Annotated in this window: 13 protein-coding genes and 1 tRNA gene; 5 read left to right on the top strand and 9 right to left on the bottom strand. The window is 62.1% G+C overall.

The window, feature by feature from the left end; genetic code table 11:
* Positions 1–53 precede the first annotated feature (53 nt).
* Positions 54–127: transfer RNA gene (locus ABM428_RS06185), tRNA-Gly, on the bottom strand.
* Between the two features lie 155 nt (positions 128–282).
* Here ABM428_RS06185 and ABM428_RS06180 point away from each other — a divergent pair.
* Positions 283–1,797, top strand: a complete 1,515-nt coding sequence (locus ABM428_RS06180; RefSeq protein WP_353628291.1) for a malonyl-CoA synthase — start codon at positions 283–285, stop codon at positions 1,795–1,797.
* Here ABM428_RS06180 and ABM428_RS06175 read toward each other — a convergent pair whose 3' ends face one another.
* The 4 genes from ABM428_RS06175 to ABM428_RS06160 form a co-directional block, all read right to left on the bottom strand.
* Positions 1,798–2,409, bottom strand: a complete 612-nt coding sequence (locus tag ABM428_RS06175) for a hypothetical protein (protein WP_353628290.1) — start codon at positions 2,407–2,409, stop codon at positions 1,798–1,800.
* Positions 2,406–4,646 carry a molybdopterin cofactor-binding domain-containing protein gene (locus ABM428_RS06170; protein ID WP_353628289.1) on the bottom strand — a complete coding sequence of 747 codons (2,241 nt, stop codon included), beginning with the start codon at positions 4,644–4,646 and terminating at the stop codon, positions 2,406–2,408. Before ABM428_RS06170 ends, ABM428_RS06175 begins: the two co-directional genes overlap by 4 nt.
* A gap of 1 nt (position 4,647) precedes the next feature.
* Positions 4,648–5,106, bottom strand: coding sequence for a (2Fe-2S)-binding protein (locus ABM428_RS06165; protein WP_005852225.1), 459 nt, complete (start codon positions 5,104–5,106; stop codon positions 4,648–4,650).
* A gap of 176 nt (positions 5,107–5,282) precedes the next feature.
* On the bottom strand, positions 5,283–6,395 hold the full coding sequence (locus ABM428_RS06160) for an S-(hydroxymethyl)glutathione dehydrogenase/class III alcohol dehydrogenase (protein WP_005852224.1): 1,113 nt from the start codon (positions 6,393–6,395) through the stop codon (positions 5,283–5,285).
* A gap of 234 nt (positions 6,396–6,629) precedes the next feature.
* Between ABM428_RS06160 and pcaC the strand changes: the two genes are divergently transcribed.
* From pcaC to ABM428_RS06140, 4 genes are read left to right on the top strand one after another with little or no spacing between them, the layout of a single operon-like run.
* Complete coding sequence (gene pcaC, locus ABM428_RS06155; protein ID WP_037943728.1) at positions 6,630–7,010, top strand: 4-carboxymuconolactone decarboxylase; 381 nt, start codon at positions 6,630–6,632, stop codon at positions 7,008–7,010.
* On the top strand, positions 7,007–7,738 hold the full coding sequence (gene pcaH, locus ABM428_RS06150; RefSeq protein ID WP_132996933.1) for a protocatechuate 3,4-dioxygenase subunit beta: 732 nt from the start codon (positions 7,007–7,009) through the stop codon (positions 7,736–7,738). Before pcaC ends, pcaH begins: the two co-directional genes overlap by 4 nt.
* Positions 7,738–8,343, top strand: coding sequence for a protocatechuate 3,4-dioxygenase subunit alpha (gene pcaG, locus ABM428_RS06145; protein ID WP_132996934.1), 606 nt, complete (start codon positions 7,738–7,740; stop codon positions 8,341–8,343). Before pcaH ends, pcaG begins: the two co-directional genes overlap by 1 nt.
* The gene (locus ABM428_RS06140) at positions 8,336–9,166 is read left to right on the top strand and encodes a 3-keto-5-aminohexanoate cleavage protein (RefSeq protein ID WP_005852216.1); all 831 of its coding nucleotides are present in this window, start codon (positions 8,336–8,338) and stop codon (positions 9,164–9,166) included. The genes pcaG and ABM428_RS06140 overlap by 8 nt, the downstream gene beginning before the upstream one ends.
* 43 nt (positions 9,167–9,209) lie before the next feature.
* Here ABM428_RS06140 and ABM428_RS06135 read toward each other — a convergent pair whose 3' ends face one another.
* The 4 genes from ABM428_RS06135 to ABM428_RS06120 form a co-directional block, all read right to left on the bottom strand.
* The gene (locus ABM428_RS06135) at positions 9,210–11,510 is read right to left on the bottom strand and encodes a sulfatase-like hydrolase/transferase (protein ID WP_132996935.1); all 2,301 of its coding nucleotides are present in this window, start codon (positions 11,508–11,510) and stop codon (positions 9,210–9,212) included.
* A complete protein-coding gene (locus ABM428_RS06130; protein ID WP_353628288.1) occupies positions 11,507–12,316 on the bottom strand; it encodes a hypothetical protein in 810 nt (269 codons plus the stop codon). Before ABM428_RS06130 ends, ABM428_RS06135 begins: the two co-directional genes overlap by 4 nt.
* Positions 12,316–13,761 carry a hypothetical protein gene (locus ABM428_RS06125; protein WP_132996937.1) on the bottom strand — a complete coding sequence of 482 codons (1,446 nt, stop codon included), beginning with the start codon at positions 13,759–13,761 and terminating at the stop codon, positions 12,316–12,318. Before ABM428_RS06125 ends, ABM428_RS06130 begins: the two co-directional genes overlap by 1 nt.
* Before the next feature lie 118 nt (positions 13,762–13,879).
* Entirely contained in the window at positions 13,880–15,634 is a 1,755-nt protein-coding gene (locus tag ABM428_RS06120) for a glycosyltransferase family 2 protein (RefSeq protein ID WP_353628287.1), read from the bottom strand.
* Positions 15,635–15,649: the final 15 nt, after the last annotated feature.

Genomic DNA, 15,649 nt, shown 5'->3' with positions numbered 1-15,649 from the left:
AGCGCATTGATCCAGCGCAAATAGCCAAAATCAAAAGGATGTCGGGAAAGGAGTGGAGCGGGCGGCGGGAATCGAACCCGCGTCTTCTGCGTGGAAGGCAGAGGTCTTACCATTACACAACGCCCGCGCTACGGGAGGAGGGGTAAGTCATACGCTGCGGGTCGTCAAGGCCGTCTGCACGCGCGAAATGCAGCAAAGATCAAAATGCGCCATTTGCCGCCCTTTACCTGGCCCTGCCGATGGCGCAAATTCCGCGCTACCAAAGGTCAGAAGGAGACGACGATGCCCAACCCGCTTTACGACGCTTTATTCGGTCGCCACATCGGGCAAAACACGCCGTTCCTGATCCTGCCGGACGGGCGTACGATCACCCATGACCAATTCATCCGCTCTGCCGCGCGCTATGCCAATGCGTTTTCGGACAAGGGGCTGACAGCGGGCGACCGTGTCGCGGTGCAGGTCGGCAAATCGCCGGATGCGCTGGCGCTTTATGCCGCTTGCGTGCAGGCAGGGCTGGTGTTCTTGCCGCTCAACCCCGGCTATACCGCGTCCGAGGTGGATTATTTCGTCGGCAACTCGGGCGCGCGGCTGCTGGTTTGCGATCCTGCCGATGTTACCGAACTCACGCCGGTCGCTGCCGCCGCCGGTGCTGCGGTAGAGACGATGGACAACACCGGCCGCGGCACGCTGCGCGATCTGGCAGCCACCCTGCCCGACACATTCGATACCGTCGACCGAGCGGCCGAGGATCTGGCCGCCTTCCTCTATACCTCGGGCACCACGGGCCGATCAAAAGGCGCGATGCTGAGCCAGCGAAACCTGCTGAGCAACGCCGAAACGCTGGTTGATGTCTGGCAATTCACCAAGGCCGATGTGCTGCTGCATGCGCTGCCGATTTTCCACACACACGGGCTGTTCGTGGCGACCAATATCATGCTGCTTAGCGGTGGCGCGATGGTGTTCCTGCCCAAGCTCGATATCGATCAGCTGATCCGTTTCATGCCGCAGGCCACCGCGTTGATGGGCGTGCCGACCTTCTACACCCGTTTGCTAGGCTCTGATGACTTCACCGCCGGGTTGACGGCGCATATGCGTCTGTTCATCTCGGGCTCTGCCCCCTTGCTGGCCGAAACGCACAAGCAGTTCGAGGAACGCACAGGCCACCGTATTCTGGAACGCTACGGGATGACGGAAACCAATATGAACACCTCGAACCCCTATGACGGGCCGCGGCGCGGCGGTACCGTCGGCACGCCCCTGCCGGGGGTCGAGCTCAAGATTTGCGACCCCGATACCGGCGAAACCCTACCACAGGGAGAGATCGGCGTCGTCGAGGTCCGCGGGCCGAATGTTTTCCAAGGCTATTGGCAGATGCCCGAAAAAACCGCCGCTGAACTGCGCGCGGACGGGTTCTTTATCACCGGTGATCTCGGGCTGATTGACGAAGACGGCTATGTGCAGATCGTCGGGCGCGGCAAGGATCTGATCATTTCCGGCGGCTATAACATCTATCCCAAAGAGGTCGAACAGGTGCTGGACGATCAACCCGGCGTGCTGGAAAGCGCCGTGATCGGCGTGGCTCATGGGGATCTGGGCGAGGCACCGGTTGGTGTGCTGGTCGCCGATGGCAGCCGTGATCTGGACCTGGAGACGCTGTCGCAGACCGTCGCGCAATCGCTGGCACGGTTCAAATGTCCGCGCAAGCTGGTGGTGGTTGATGCCCTGCCCCGCAATACGATGGGCAAGGTGCAAAAGAACCTGCTGCGCGAAACCTATGCGGATCTGTTCAAGGGCTGACTACGGGTGCGGATCGCCCACACAGGGCGTGCCGCCTGCCACCCAGATCGCCAGTGCCTCCTGCATCTCGGGGATGCTACCGGGGGCCGCCGCGCGCCCTGCGCCGGGGTCAAAGCCCCATGCCACAAAGGCCGACGTTCGCAGGTGATCGGACAGGTCTTCGGGCGTAAAGGCACCGTTGCTGTCGGGGTCACGCAGTTGTGCGCATATCTCGGCGCTGGTCTTGCCTTTCCACGCCATCTCAATCGGGGGAAGCCGCCATGCGTCCGCAATCATCGGCGGCGCGTGCGGGACGTTGTTTTCCGACGCGGCGCTGATGTGACAGGTACGGCAGGGCATCGTCTCGGCCCCGATGCGGCTTTCATCGGCAAGGATGTTCATGCCGTGCACGGGCGCTTGGTCGCCAGCCTCCTCGTGGCCCAACCCCTCCCAGAGCGGCACGCCAGCGGGGCCCACGTGGCAATTGGTACAGCGCGGATGCGAAACGACCGTGTGGATATCATCCCACGCCGCCAGCGCCGCCGCGCGATCGGGTGCTTCTTGCGCAAAAGCACCGCCCGCGTAGGCCAGCGCGATGATCCCGCCGATGATCGCCCCGCGAAGGGAGATCATACAAAATCAATCGACTTGGACAGCGGCAGTTCGCGGATACGCTGCCCCGTCGCGGCAAAGATCGCATTGACCAAAGCAGGTGCTGCGGGGGGGACGGCGGGTTCACCGATGCCCCTGATCTTGTCGCCATTCTCAAGCCCGCGCACCATGATCAAAGGCGTCTGGTGCAGGCGCATCCCTTCGTAGGCGTGGTAGTTATCCTGCTCTGCCACGCCGTCGCGGTAGGTCAGCTCGCAGTTCATCGCGTGGCCCAAGCCAAAGATCACACCGCCTTGCAGCTGCGCCTCAAAGTTCACGGGGTCCAGCACGCGGCCCACATCGGCGGCGACGAACACCTTGTCGATACGGATGCCGTCGGGGGTGTTGGTGACCTCGACCACCTCGGCCACGGGCACGCCAAAGGCCAGCGTAAAGGCCAGCCCCCGCCCCCGGTTCGGCCCCAGATCGCTGCCCCACTCAGACATCTCGCCCACGGCCTCCAGCACCTTGCGCGATGCGTCGTGCCAACACAGGCGCAGCCGCTCTTGCAACGGGTCTGCACCCGCGGCGTGGCACATCTCGTCCATGAAGCTTTCGTGCATGAACCCGTTGCCCGATGCCCCGACCGACCGCCAAGAGCTGATGGGCACCATCGCTGGCGTGCGGTAGCCGGTGACGCGGTAGTTGGGGATCTGGAACGGCTGGTCCCAGGCCCCCGCGACAATCGCCACATCAGGGCCGAAGGCGGGCTGGTTCAACCTTGCGAGCGACGATTCAGCGACCGAGGGGGCCGCGATCGACAGATCAAACGTCGCGATACCGGCATCCGCCACAGCACCGCGCCCGCGCGCAATGGCCAGCGGGCGGGGGAAATCATGGGTGAAGTCTTCCTCGCGCTGCCAGATCATCTTGATCGGCGTGTCAGGCATCTGCATCGCGATCTCGACCGCTTGGGCGATATAATCATCCTCAAGGCGCCGGCCAAAGCTGCCACCGGACATCAGCACATGCACGTGGATGTCATCCCCGTCCAACCCTGTCAGCCGCGCCATATTCGCCTTGACGAAACGGGGGATTTGCGTGCCGGTCCAGATATCCAGCCGCCTCTCGGTCAGCTTGACCACGACGCTCATCGGTTCCATCGGGGCATGGGCCAGATAGGGGATGCGGTATTCCGCCTCGACCACCGAGGCATCTTGCAACGCCTCTTCTACATCGCCTTCGTCCTTGAACCGGCTGTCGCGGTGATCCTCGGTGAAAGAGGCCGCCACAGCGGCAAACTGATCGGCGCTGTCACCGATATAGGGCGACGGGCCCCAGTCACATTCAACCGCCTGCGCCGCCTGAAACGCGCGCCATGTGTTATCCGCCACCACAGCGATGCCGCCGGTGATAGGCAAGACCGCGCTGACCCCGCGCATCTGGCGTGCGGCCTCGGCGTCAAAACCGTTCAGCCCGCCGCCAATCGCAGGATTGGTGCGGGTCGTGGCGATCACCATACCGTCCATCTGCATGTCGATGCCGTAGATCTGCCGACCGGTGGATTTCGCCACGATGTCGGTCCGCTTCTGCGGCTTGGTCAGATAGCGCCATTCCGACGGATCACGCAGGGTGACATCCTGTACCGGCTCGATCTCGGCGGCGATGCTGGCAAGGTCGATGTATTCGATCTTCAACCCATCGGGCAGAACGATGCAGCCGTTCTCTGTCCCCAGTTGGTCGCGCGGCAGGCCGGTCTGCTTCATCGCGGCCTTGATCAGCGTCTCGCGTGCGACGGCACCGGCCATGCGCAGGCGGTCATACATATCAGGCACGGTGGACGAGCCGCCGGTGATATGCAGCCCCATCAGCTTGCCCATGACATCGACCGCACCGCGCCCGCCGCGTGCCAGCATCGTGTCAGAGGTCGCGGCGATCGGCAGCGCCTCTGCCCCGACAACGCCGTTGTAGTAAATCGCATCCGCCGGACCGGGCGACAGCTTGGCGCTGCGTGGGTCAATGTCGAGCTCTTCGGCGATCATATGCGCCTGCATCGACCACGCGCCCTGCCCCACATCCGCGCGCGGCGTGATCAGCGTGATCCCTTGGGCGTCGATCTTGACGTAGGGGGTGATCGCGGTTTCGCCGGGTTTCAACCCGTCGAGCAGCGGGTTCTCGCCCTCGCGTTTGTAAAGATAGGTGCCAAAGACGACGCCGCCTGCGACAGCGGCAGAGCCGATCAGGAAGCTGCGGCGGGCAATTGTTTTCACACGTCCCATATCACACCGCCTTCAGCTTGATCGCGGCGGATTTCACCGCCTCGCGGATACGGGGATAGGTGCCGCAACGACAGAGGTTCCCGCTCATCGCGGCGTCAATCTGGTCATCCGTAGGGGTCGGGTTCAGCTCGAGAAAAGAGGCGGCCTGCATGATCTGCCCCGATTGGCAGTAGCCGCATTGCGCGACCTGCAGGTCGATCCAGGCCTCCTGCACCGCATGGCGCACCGCCGGAGAGCCCAATCCTTCGATGGTGGTAATCTCGCCCTCGACATCGCCCGCGGCCAACTGGCACGACCGGACCGCGATCCCGTCCATATGCACGGTGCAGGCCCCGCATTGCGCGATCCCGCAGCCGTATTTCGGGCCGGTGATCCCCAGAACGTCGCGCAAGACCCAGAGCATGGGCATGTCTTCCTCGACGTCCACATCATGGGTCACGCCATTCACTGTAAGTTTCATGCCTTGTCTCCCGACGTTCACTCTATAAATACCAGCGGGATCGGGGTGGTAAACCCACTCTATCCCGCATCCCTTCGTGCCCTCACGTCAAAACATCGTGTCACGAGGGGTTTCAGAAAACATAAAACGCCGCCCCCGTGAGGACGGCGTTTGTCGCAAGTTTTACGAATGCGCGCCTAGAATTCAACGACGGCGCGAATGGATTCACCTTTGTGCATCAATTCGAACCCTTCGTTGATCTGGTCCAGCGTCAGCTTGTGGGTGATCATCGGGTCGATTTCGATCTTGCCGTTCATGTACCAATCCACGATCTTGGGCACATCGGTGCGGCCCTTGGCCCCGCCGAATGCCGTGCCTTTCCAGACGCGGCCCGTGACCAGCTGGAACGGACGGGTCGAGATTTCGGCCCCCGCCGGTGCGACGCCGATAATGATCGACTCCCCCCAGCCCTTATGCGCGGCTTCAAGCGCCTGCCGCATGACCTTGGTATTGCCTGTGGCATCAAAGGTGTAATCCGCGCCGCCTTTGGTCAGCTCGACCAGATGCGCGACCATATCGCCCTCGACCTTGGTGGGGTTCACAAAGTCGGTCATGCCGAAGTAGCGGCCTGTCTCTTCCTTGTCGTCGTTCAGGTCGACGCCGACGATCTGGTCGGCCCCCGCCATGCGCAGGCCCTGAATGACGTTCAGCCCGATGCCGCCCAGGCCAAAGACCACGCAGCGCGCGCCGATCTCTACCTTGGCGGTGTTGATCACCGCGCCGATGCCCGTGGTCACACCGCAGCCGATATAGCAGATCTTGTCAAAGGGCGCGTCCTTGCGGACCTTGGCAAGGGCAATTTCAGGGATGACCGTGTGATTGGCGAAGGTCGAACAGCCCATGTAGTGGTGGATCGGCGTGCCATCCATCATCGAGAACCGCGTGGTGCCATCGGGCAGCAGCCCCTGGCCTTGGGTCACGCGGATCGCCTGACAGAGGTTGGTTTTACCCGATAGGCAATATTCACACTCGCGGCATTCGGGCGTGTAAAGCGGGATCACGTGATCGCCGACCTCGAGCGTGGTGACGCCCTCGCCGACTTCAAGCACGACGCCTGCGCCCTCGTGGCCCAGAATGGCCGGGAAAATCCCTTCGGGGTCGTCGCCCGAACGGGTGAATTCATCGGTGTGGCACAGGCCGGTGGCCTTGATTTCGATCAGGACTTCACCCCGCTTGGGGCCTTCGAGATTTACGTCCATCACTTCAAGCGGTTGCCCTGCGGCAACGGCGACGGCGGCGCGTGTTTTCATCATAGGAAGCGTCCTTTTGCTGTTTCGGCCAAAAGGACGAAAAAGCGCTGCGATGTCAAGGTCAGGGGCGGGGCGGACAGGCCTAAGGGGGCGCTGCCCCCGGTGCCGCTTTGCGGCCCCTCCCCCGGGATTTTTAGCCATTTGGAAGGGCGGATATGCGTTTGCGCGCCGCGTGTTTTTCCTGTCCAATCGGTAGCGCGACAATGAACACCCACCGTGACCGAGGAGAAGAACATGGCCGACCGAACCGAGATCGGTATGACCACCCGCCGCGCCGTTTTGGGCGATGCCCATGTGGACCGCGCCGAAGCCGCCAAGACCGAGCTGGACGCGCCGTTCCAAAGTCTGATCACCGAAAGCGCCTGGGGCACTGTCTGGGCCAGCGACAAGATCAGCCGCCGCGAACGATCCATGCTGACGCTGGCACTGCTGGCGGCGACCGGCAATTTCGAGGAAATCCCCATGCACATCCGCGCCACCGCCAATACCGGTGCCAGCAAATCCGATGTGATCGAGGCGTTCCAGCATGTTGCCATCTATGCGGGGGTGCCAAAGGCGAACCATGCACTTAAACTCGCCAAACAGACCTATCAGGAAATGGAAGCCGCCGAATGACCGATCAGAACGGAGCGTTCTTTCACCGTGACCGTAACTGGCACCCGCCCGCGCTGGCACCGGCCTATAAGACATCGGTGGTGCGGTCGCCGCAAAAGGCGCTGATCTCGATGAATACCACGCTGAGCGAGCAGACCGGCCCGGTCTTTGGCCACAATATGCTGGGGGCGCTGGATAATGACCTGATCCTCAACTACGCCGCCGAGGGCGAGATGGCGATTGGCCAGCGGATCATCGTGCATGGTCGTGTGCTCGAACAGAACGGGCGCGGTGTGCCTGGTGTGTTGCTTGAATTCTGGCAAGCCAATGCAGGGGGGCGCTATCGCCACAAGAAAGAGGGCTATCTTGCCCCGCTCGACCCCAATTTTGGTGGGTGTGGCCGCACGGTGACCGATGCGAACGGCGGCTATAGCCTGCGCACAGTCAAACCGGGTGCCTACCCCTGGCCCAACGGGGTGAATGACTGGCGCCCTGCGCATATCCATTTTTCCGTTTTCGGACAGGGTTTTGCGCAGCGCTTGATCACGCAGATGTATTTTGAGGGCGATCCGCTGATCTGGAAATGCCCGATCGTACAGACGATCCCGTCGCGCGCCGCGGTAGAGCAGTTGATCGCGCCGTTGGATATGGACAATACCGTGCCAATGGATGCGCGGGCCTATAAATTCGACATCGTGCTCAGGGGCCGCCGGTCCACCATGTTTGAAAACCGGATGGAGGGGAACTGATGCAAGAGCTGATCCAGTTGAACGAAAGCCCGTCGCAGACCGCAGGCCCCTATGTGCATATCGGCTGCGTGCCGAATTTTTGCGACATCACCGGCGTCTACCCCGAGGATCTGGGCGCGCGTATGGTCAATGCCAAGACCAAAGGCGAACGGATCACGGTGAAGGGCACGATCTATGACGGCACCGGCACGCCGCTGAAAGACGCGCTGGTCGAGATCTGGCAGGCCGATGCGGCGGGGCTGTATCCGGGCAATGACCCCCGCGGGGCCGCCGATCCGAACTTTACCGGATGGGGCCGCAAGGCGGGCGATTATGACACCGGCGAATGGCAGTTCGACACCATCCGCCCCGGTGCCGTGCCCTTTCCCGACGGGCGTATGATGGCCCCGCATATCAGCTTGTGGATCGTCGCGCGCGGGATCAATATCGGCTTGAATACACGTATGTATTTCCCCGATGCCGATAACAGCGCCGACCCGTTGCTGACCCGTATTGAACATCAAAACCGCGTAGCGACCCTGATCGCGGAGAGAGAAACCGATGGCGTCTATCGGTTTGATATTTACCTTCAGGGCGAGAAAGAAACAGTGTTCCTAGATGTCTGATCCATGCATTCTTTGCGTTGCCATCACCGGCAGCGTACCGACCAAAGCCGCCAACCCCGCCGTGCCCGTCACGATCACCGAGCAGATTGAAAGCACGCATGAAGCCTTTGAAGCCGGGGCAAGCATCTGCCACGCCCATGTGCGCAATGACGACGAGACGCCCTCCTCTGACCCTGAAAAATTCGCGCGGTTGAAAGAGGGGCTGGAGAAACACTGCCCCGGGATGATCATCCAGTTCTCGACCGGCGGGCGGTCAGGTGCGGGCAAGGCGCGCGGCGGCATGCTGTCACTGCGGCCCGATATGGCCTCGCTGTCGGTGGGGTCGAACAATTTCCCCACCCGCGTCTACGAGAACCCGCCGGATCTGGTGGATTGGCTGGCGTCCGAAATGCGCGCCCATGAGGTTGTGCCCGAGATCGAAGCCTTTGATCTGAGCCACATCCTACAGGCGATCCAGCATCACAAGGACGGCAAGCTGTTCGGGCGGCTTTATGTGCAATTCGTCATGGGGGTGAAAAACGCCATGCCAGCGGATAAAGAGGTTTTTGACTTCTACGTCGCGCAGTTGAAGGCCCGCGCGCCCGAGGCCGCGTGGTGTGCCGCAGGGATCGGGCCGAACCAGATCGTCGTAAACGAATGGGCGATTGCGGCGGGCGGTCACACGCGGGCCGGCCTGGAAGACAATGTGCGTCTGGACCGTAACACGCTCGCCCCATCCAACGCGGCGCTGATCAAACGCGCGGCGGATCTATGCGAGAAATACGAACGCCCCGTGGCGACCTGGCAGCAGGCGCGCGACATTCTGGGGTTGCGCAGCGTCTAAGACATCCGCTGCCGCCCCGGGCTTTCGGCGGGCGACAGCGCTTTCATCGGCTTTGCTGGATTTGCGACTGTAATTGACTGACGCTGACGGCGGCGTTGATCCGCACGACGGCGACGCCGAGCCTCAGTTCCGCACCACGGCCTTCGTCGATTGTGATGGTCGGGGCGGCCGGCCAGTCGGATAGGTCGAGCGTATAGTCGTCCTCCCATCCGGTAAGTGTCGTCACGCCGCCATACGCCACGTGGAAGGTCGCACGCCCTTTGCCGGGTTCAATCGTGTTGTGCCCGCTGCCGATATAGATCGTATCATCCCCGCCTGCGGATTTCACACGATTACGGCCGGGGCCGGTGTGGATTTCGGACCCGCCTTCGCCGTCGGAAATATCGTCATTGCCCGGCCCGCCGTAGATCTTGCTGCGCCCTGCCCCGCCACGGATCACGTCGTTGCCCGCGCCCCCGTCGAGGATGTCGCGCCCATTGCCGCCGATCAGCGTGTCATTGCCCGCGCCGCCGTAGAACAGGTGCACATCCTTGCCGCGCCCTGATTTGGCGATCAACATATCGTCGCCGGCACCGCCATAGAAGGTCGCGCCCGCGTATTTTGCACCGATCATCACATCGGCCCCGCGGCTTCCTTGGACGTCCACCGCGACCCTTTCGGAGGTTTCGAAGTTCATCGGGGTATCGGGATGCGCCACAACCGCAATGGGCTTGCCCTTCGAGGGGTCTTGCTCTTCCCGGGCGACAACGGTGGCGATGCGGATATTCTCGATATAGGCGGGCATATGCAGCACATAGTCATCTGGCCCCGCCATATACCACAAGGTGTCATTGCCGCCGTCCTCATCTTCCGAAATCTTTTCGGCATTGGCCCCATAGGCCCAATAATCATTATCCGCCGTGCCCCCCGCCAGCACCACAGAGCCGTCCAGCGCCATCATCGCATTGACCCCGCGCTGCGGGTTCTCGAACCCGCGCAGGTCAAGCCCGAGGTCGAGCGCATTATCCACCATCGTGCGGCGCAACACGTCGAGCGGGGCCGTTTCCACGATATTTGTCGTCTCGCCGGGGTCGGCGACCAGATCATAGATATGCTCTTCGCCGTTGGGGTAGCGGAAGTAGCGGTATTGGCTCAGATCGGGATCGGCGGCGCGCACCGATAGCGTGCCGAAAACGCTCGTCACCGGAGATTTGCTGCCGTCATACGATCCGAAACTGTCATCGATCAGCGGCAGCAGGCTTTGGCCCGACGTCCAGTCGGGGCGGTATGGCAGCCCTGCCAAATCCATGATCGTCTTGGGGACATTGTGCAGCGATACGGGCATCTCGACCACGCGGCCCTGCGTCATGCCTGCGTGCCAGATCCCCAGCGGCACATGGGCGGCGCTGTCCCACTGGCTCATCTTGTGGAAACTGTCGTGGGTGCCAAGGTTGAACCCATTGTCTGACAGCAACAGGACGGTGGTATTTTTCGCCAGGTCCGAGCCGCGCAAGGCGTCCATGAAGCGACCGATTTCCGCATCCACATGGCTGATGGCCGCGAAATAGGCGCGTACAACCTGTCGCCACGCATGATCGCCCGCCTTCTCCGGGGTCCAGGGACCGTTGGCGATATAGGCGGCCTCGTAGACGGCCATGCCCTCCTGCGGGCCAAAGTAATCCTCCGGCGCGGCAGAATTGGGCCAAACAATCTGGTCGGGATCATACTGCTGATAGAAGCGGTCGGGGCATTGCAGGTTGTAATGCGGGTGCTTGAAGCCCAGCTGGATCAGGTGCCGCCGCGCAGGGTCGGCCCGATCCAGATAGTCGATTGCGTTCTGCGCCACCCTATTGTCGTAGAAGCGGTCATCCTGGCTGCCATCGTCATCGGGATGGTTCACGCCCGCGATCCCCGGCCCCTTGTCGAGGTATTTCTTGACCTTGGATCGCCGCCCCGCATCCTTTGCCTCAGGCTGTTCATGAAAGAGGATACGCGCATATTCATGGGGCATGGGTTTGTAGTTGCTGTCGACCTTGCCCGTCGTGAACGTACGGAACCCGTTGCGGCGCAGATCGTATTGCCAGCCCGCCGTTGGCGGCAAGATATCGCGCCAAAACCGGTTGAGATCGACCAGCCCCGTGCGAAACGGTGACAACCCCGTCGCCAGTTCCGCCCGGCACGGCGCACAAAGCGGCACGGTGGCATAGGCATTGGAAAACCGCGTCCCCTCGGACATGAAGCGGTCGATATTGGGCGTGCTGATCTGCAGCCCGAAGGCCGTTCGCCACGTGAAAATATCGATCATGTCATCGATCCAGATGACACAGATATTGCCGCCAGCCGTGTCGGCTCTGGTAAAGCTCATGCGCGTTCCCCTGTGTTTCCGGGCGCTTCGGCATAGCGGCAAGCGCGCGCGACCTGTTCAAGGGCGGCGGGCGTGCTGGCGCCATGATCAAGCCAGACCAGCACGTCATGCACCACCGATGTGCCCAGGGTCTTGAGGATTCCCTTGCGGTGGGACCGGCAGCCGATGAACAGATCAGCCACACCGTTCAACTCTGCTGCCAGTTCAGCGCTTGGTCGGGTGCTCTTCTGCGGGATCGGAAACACATCCCCGACCGGTGCGGCGGTCAGGTGCAACTGCCCCTTGTCAAAACCTGCCAGCACCCAATAGTCCTTACCCGGTGCGGGGATAGAAACCTCGACCATACCTGCATCATCCCGCCAGATCAGCCGGCCCTCGCTTTCGCTGAGAAACAGGTAGTTGTCGCTGGCGTCGGGGTTCACCGTCAGGAGGCTACGCGCCTCTGCGTCGGGCGAAGTGACGCGGATGGCAAGGCAAAAGCAGTCCTGCTCTATCAGTGCCGCATCAACGACAAAGCCGCAGTTCACCCCGCGCGTGAATGCCACCCCGCCGCCCTCCAGCAGTGTGCCATTGTCGTCATTCGGATCGACTGGGCGCGCGGGCGAGCCAAGTCCGTTCTCGGCGGCCCATTGGGTAATCGCCTTTTGCGCAGTGAAGGTCATGGCGGGGGCATGGGCGTGGTACCAGATCGCCTGCGCCTCATTGGGGTGACAGGCGTCCACGACGCTGGCCCGAGCTGCGTCATCGCGCAACAAGGCACCTTCGGGCAGGTCGATATCGACATAAAGGGGGGTGAAATCTTGCATCAGTGCACCGGCAGCGCGGCTGGCAGCGCCCAACGGTGTAACATCTCTCCGGTTCGGCTGGCATAGCAGAACCCGTCGCGCAGCGCCCCTCGATTGGCGGGCATCCCGTCGTCGCTGGGTGCGGCCCCGATGGCATAACACAGCGTCAGCCCCGCCCCCGCCGGAGGCTTGTCACAGGTGATCAGCAGATCGTTACGGTCTTTGGCATCAACCTGCACGCTGGTAATCTTGGCACCGGCGCGATCCCCTTCCAGGCGGAAACCACAGGCACCACCGGCACTCAACGGGTCGGCGGCATCCAGCACAAAGGGGCCCATCCCCTCCCCACGGCAACGGATCACGCTGGGGTTGTCGGGCTCACGCTCTGCCAGCAGAAGAACGGGGCAGTTCCACGGCTGGTCGCTGTTGCGCGCCTCGATCGCGCAGGCCTCCATCTCGGCCATTTGCAGCCGCGCGATATCTGTGGGCCGGCCAAATTCATCCAGCGCGAACATATAGCCCGGTGCCGCGTAGACGTGATCGTGCCCGCCCTTGTTCCATGCCAAATCCCACTGCGCGCGCAGCACGTCCGAGTCCGATACATCCCGCGTCCCTGCATCAAAGACAGCCGTAAATAGCGGCTTGCGCAGTCCGTGGTCGGCGAAGATATCCGTGATACGGCGCATCAGCGCGTGCATGGCGGCGCACCATTCAGGTCCGGTGCTCAGAACATCTTCGAGCGTGAAATCAAGCCCCACAGACAGGACCTTGGCCGGTTTACCCAAAGCGCGCGCGGCGGCACAAAGGTTGGCGACAGTCTGATGAAAGCTGGTAAGGGCGGCCCCGTCGATCAACGCGCTGATGCTGGCGCTGCTGTCGGTTTCGGTGCGCGCATAAAGCAGTGGCAGGGCCCGGTGCTCCGCGTGCCTGCGACGCAGAATTTCGTCGGCGATCAGGCTGTCGCGGGTCTGTTCGGTCAGGCGCTGCATCAGGTCAGTGGGTGCCAGCGTTTCTGTCCCCGCAGCCCCAGCGGGCCCCAGGTCATCACCGGTGGTCACGACATGGTAGGGGAAGGACAGTGTTTCATCCACAGTCACCGCCCGCCGCGTGCCCCCGATGGCCAGAACACCAAAGACCGCACCCGACGTGTCGGCGATAATGTCAGGCGCGCTGGCGTCCGGGGCAGCGGTGATCTTGCGCCGGAATTGCCGCGTGCCTTGGGCACCGGGCAGGTTCGCGTCAAACACGTACCATTCCCCCTGCTCTCGAAGGTTCCACGCATCGACATCGCCCAACACAGCCGCATCGACGGGCAGCGTCTGCGCTCCGGCAGGCAGGCGACGATGGATATCCGCGATCACGCTGTCCGAGAGGTTCAGGCGCAGGCCCGTTTCGTCAAAGCCGATCACGTCGCCGTTCTTTGCCCGAAGAAGGACACCGCGTTTACTGGGGGCGTGGTCTGGCATTTGATACGTTCCTATTGGCGGGTCGGGCGCCGTTTCGCGCCCCCTTCAGCATCGTTTATGTCACCATCCCCGAGGCGGCAAAAGCACCGCAGTCGCCACCCCCTTCGGGAAAGCCGTCTCAGGTCGCATGGGCAGCCTGCTTTGGCTCGATGATAACAAACTCGGGCATGCTTTGGTCCTGGTCGGGCGAAAGGCTCGGGTCTTTGACCTTGCTCCGTTGCGCGTGGAACGCGGCCACGGCAGGCCCGAACAACACAACACGCGTCACAGTGCCAAGCGTCACCCGGCTAAGCAATCTGCCGCCCAGTTCCTCGTAGCTGATGCGCAGAACATCCGGCTGATGGTCCGCGATCATCTGGTTCACCCGCGCAAGGGTTTCGGCATCGTTGTCGCAGATCACCGGCGCGTTGATCATGGACAAACGGTCGCCCAGTTCAAGCGCGTTATGGTCCAGCACGTCGCGCATGATCGCCAACCGCGAGCTGTTATCCTCCTGCGCGAGGACCGTCGCCTCTGACACCGTTTGCGCGGCATGAATCGACAGAAAACCGATCCCCGCACCAAGGTCGAGCACCTTTTGGCCATCCTCGACCATACGCCCGGTCATGCGCGCCATGCGTCTTTGGTATTTGCCGCGCATCACAAGCTCGAGCGTGCTTTGCGCAAAGATACGTACATCCGCAGGCAGGGCGATATCGTGGTTGGGCACCCAGTCCACCGCCGTTTGAACTGATACGTCAATGTCGCCCGGAACGAACCCGTCGCCGCCCTCTGCGACATCCGCGAACGCGGCTTCCGGCACGCTACGGCGTTCCTCGGCGGGGCGGTCGGCGACGTTTTTCTCGACCTGAGACATCAGCTTGGCGATCTCTTCGGGGTCGCGGGCCTTGGGCGGCTTGGCCACGATCTGCGTGATCGGCACCTCGGATGCCTCAAGCAGCGATTGCTTCAGCTCTGCATAGGCGTCGGTCGCGCGGTATTCTTCAAGCCGCGCCTCGACCTTTTCGATGGCGGCATAGTGGAGACGCGACAGAACCGGATCAGTCAGCAGCTCGTCCATGATCTGCTTGCGCCGTTCGGTATAGCGCAGGATCTTGTCATCATAGACCTCGTTTCGGTCCTGCAATGACCAATAGTCGGCGTTATACTTGTCTTTCTTGTTGTTCACATTGCCGCGGAACTTGCGGATCGCATAGCTGTCGATCGATTTGACCGCATAGTGGTTCATCTGTGCCCATTGATAGCCCACGGTGCGCCGGATCGACCGCCAGCCGCGAAACTTGAAGTAATCCTCCATCGGCTGGCCGGATCCGTTGAGCCATTTCACAGTATCGGGAAAGCCGGTTTCCAGATGCTTGTTCTTGATCGACGGGCGATGGATGCCGATCTTCCACTTGTCAGGGTCAAACTTGAACAGCGTCTTGACGCCCCAGCCCTTGTTCCACGTGGGCGGGGCCGCATAGAGGTATTGTTCGGTCACCGGATCGCGGGACCAGTCGACCACATTGCCAGAGCCGAAGATGCGCCAGGTGATCACGATGCCGTTGGCATCCCCCGCCGCGTCCAGCATCGGGTCCAGCGTGCCGTCACCATAGTTGATGCAGAGGAATTCATCGGCATCGAACATCAAGATCCAGTCGGCCTCGGCGACTTTGGGTTCGGCCTGCGCGTATTTCATCGCCGATGGCTGCGGCTTCACACCTTCGGGGATGTCGTTGCGCCGGTGGTAGCCCAGACCCAGCTCTTCAAGCCGGATCAGCATGTCATCGGTGCCATCGGAACAATCGTTTGTGTAAACGAGTATCTTGGTGAACCCCACGGCAAGGTGATGGGCATACCACTCCAGCAGGAATGGTGCCTCGTCCTTCATCATAGAGATGGCCAGCAG

The organism is Sulfitobacter sp. TCYB15 (assembly GCF_040435955.1).
In the GTDB taxonomy this organism is placed as follows: Bacteria; Pseudomonadota; Alphaproteobacteria; order Rhodobacterales; family Rhodobacteraceae; genus Sulfitobacter; species Sulfitobacter pontiacus.
Note: the sequence above shows the minus strand (reverse complement) of the source record. Positions and strands in the feature narration are given on the sequence as shown.

Excerpts from the sequence above, each read along its gene's own strand:
- ABM428_RS06180 (WP_353628291.1), top strand. The coding sequence starts at position 283 with ATGCCCAACCCGCTTTACGACGCTTTATTCGGTCGCCACATCGGGCAA.
- ABM428_RS06175 (WP_353628290.1), bottom strand. The coding sequence starts at position 2,409 with ATGATCTCCCTTCGCGGGGCGATCATCGGCGGGATCATCGCGCTGGCC.
- ABM428_RS06170 (WP_353628289.1), bottom strand. The coding sequence starts at position 4,646 with ATGGGACGTGTGAAAACAATTGCCCGCCGCAGCTTCCTGATCGGCTCT.
- ABM428_RS06165 (WP_005852225.1), bottom strand. The coding sequence starts at position 5,106 with ATGAAACTTACAGTGAATGGCGTGACCCATGATGTGGACGTCGAGGAA.
- ABM428_RS06160 (WP_005852224.1), bottom strand. The coding sequence starts at position 6,395 with ATGAAAACACGCGCCGCCGTCGCCGTTGCCGCAGGGCAACCGCTTGAA.
- pcaC (WP_037943728.1), top strand. The coding sequence starts at position 6,630 with ATGGCCGACCGAACCGAGATCGGTATGACCACCCGCCGCGCCGTTTTG.
- pcaH (WP_132996933.1), top strand. The coding sequence starts at position 7,007 with ATGACCGATCAGAACGGAGCGTTCTTTCACCGTGACCGTAACTGGCAC.
- pcaG (WP_132996934.1), top strand. The coding sequence starts at position 7,738 with ATGCAAGAGCTGATCCAGTTGAACGAAAGCCCGTCGCAGACCGCAGGC.
- ABM428_RS06140 (WP_005852216.1), top strand. The coding sequence starts at position 8,336 with ATGTCTGATCCATGCATTCTTTGCGTTGCCATCACCGGCAGCGTACCG.
- ABM428_RS06135 (WP_132996935.1), bottom strand. The coding sequence starts at position 11,510 with ATGAGCTTTACCAGAGCCGACACGGCTGGCGGCAATATCTGTGTCATC.
- ABM428_RS06130 (WP_353628288.1), bottom strand. The coding sequence starts at position 12,316 with ATGCAAGATTTCACCCCCCTTTATGTCGATATCGACCTGCCCGAAGGT.
- ABM428_RS06125 (WP_132996937.1), bottom strand. The coding sequence starts at position 13,761 with ATGCCAGACCACGCCCCCAGTAAACGCGGTGTCCTTCTTCGGGCAAAG.
- ABM428_RS06120 (WP_353628287.1), bottom strand. The coding sequence starts at position 15,634 with ATGATGAAGGACGAGGCACCATTCCTGCTGGAGTGGTATGCCCATCAC.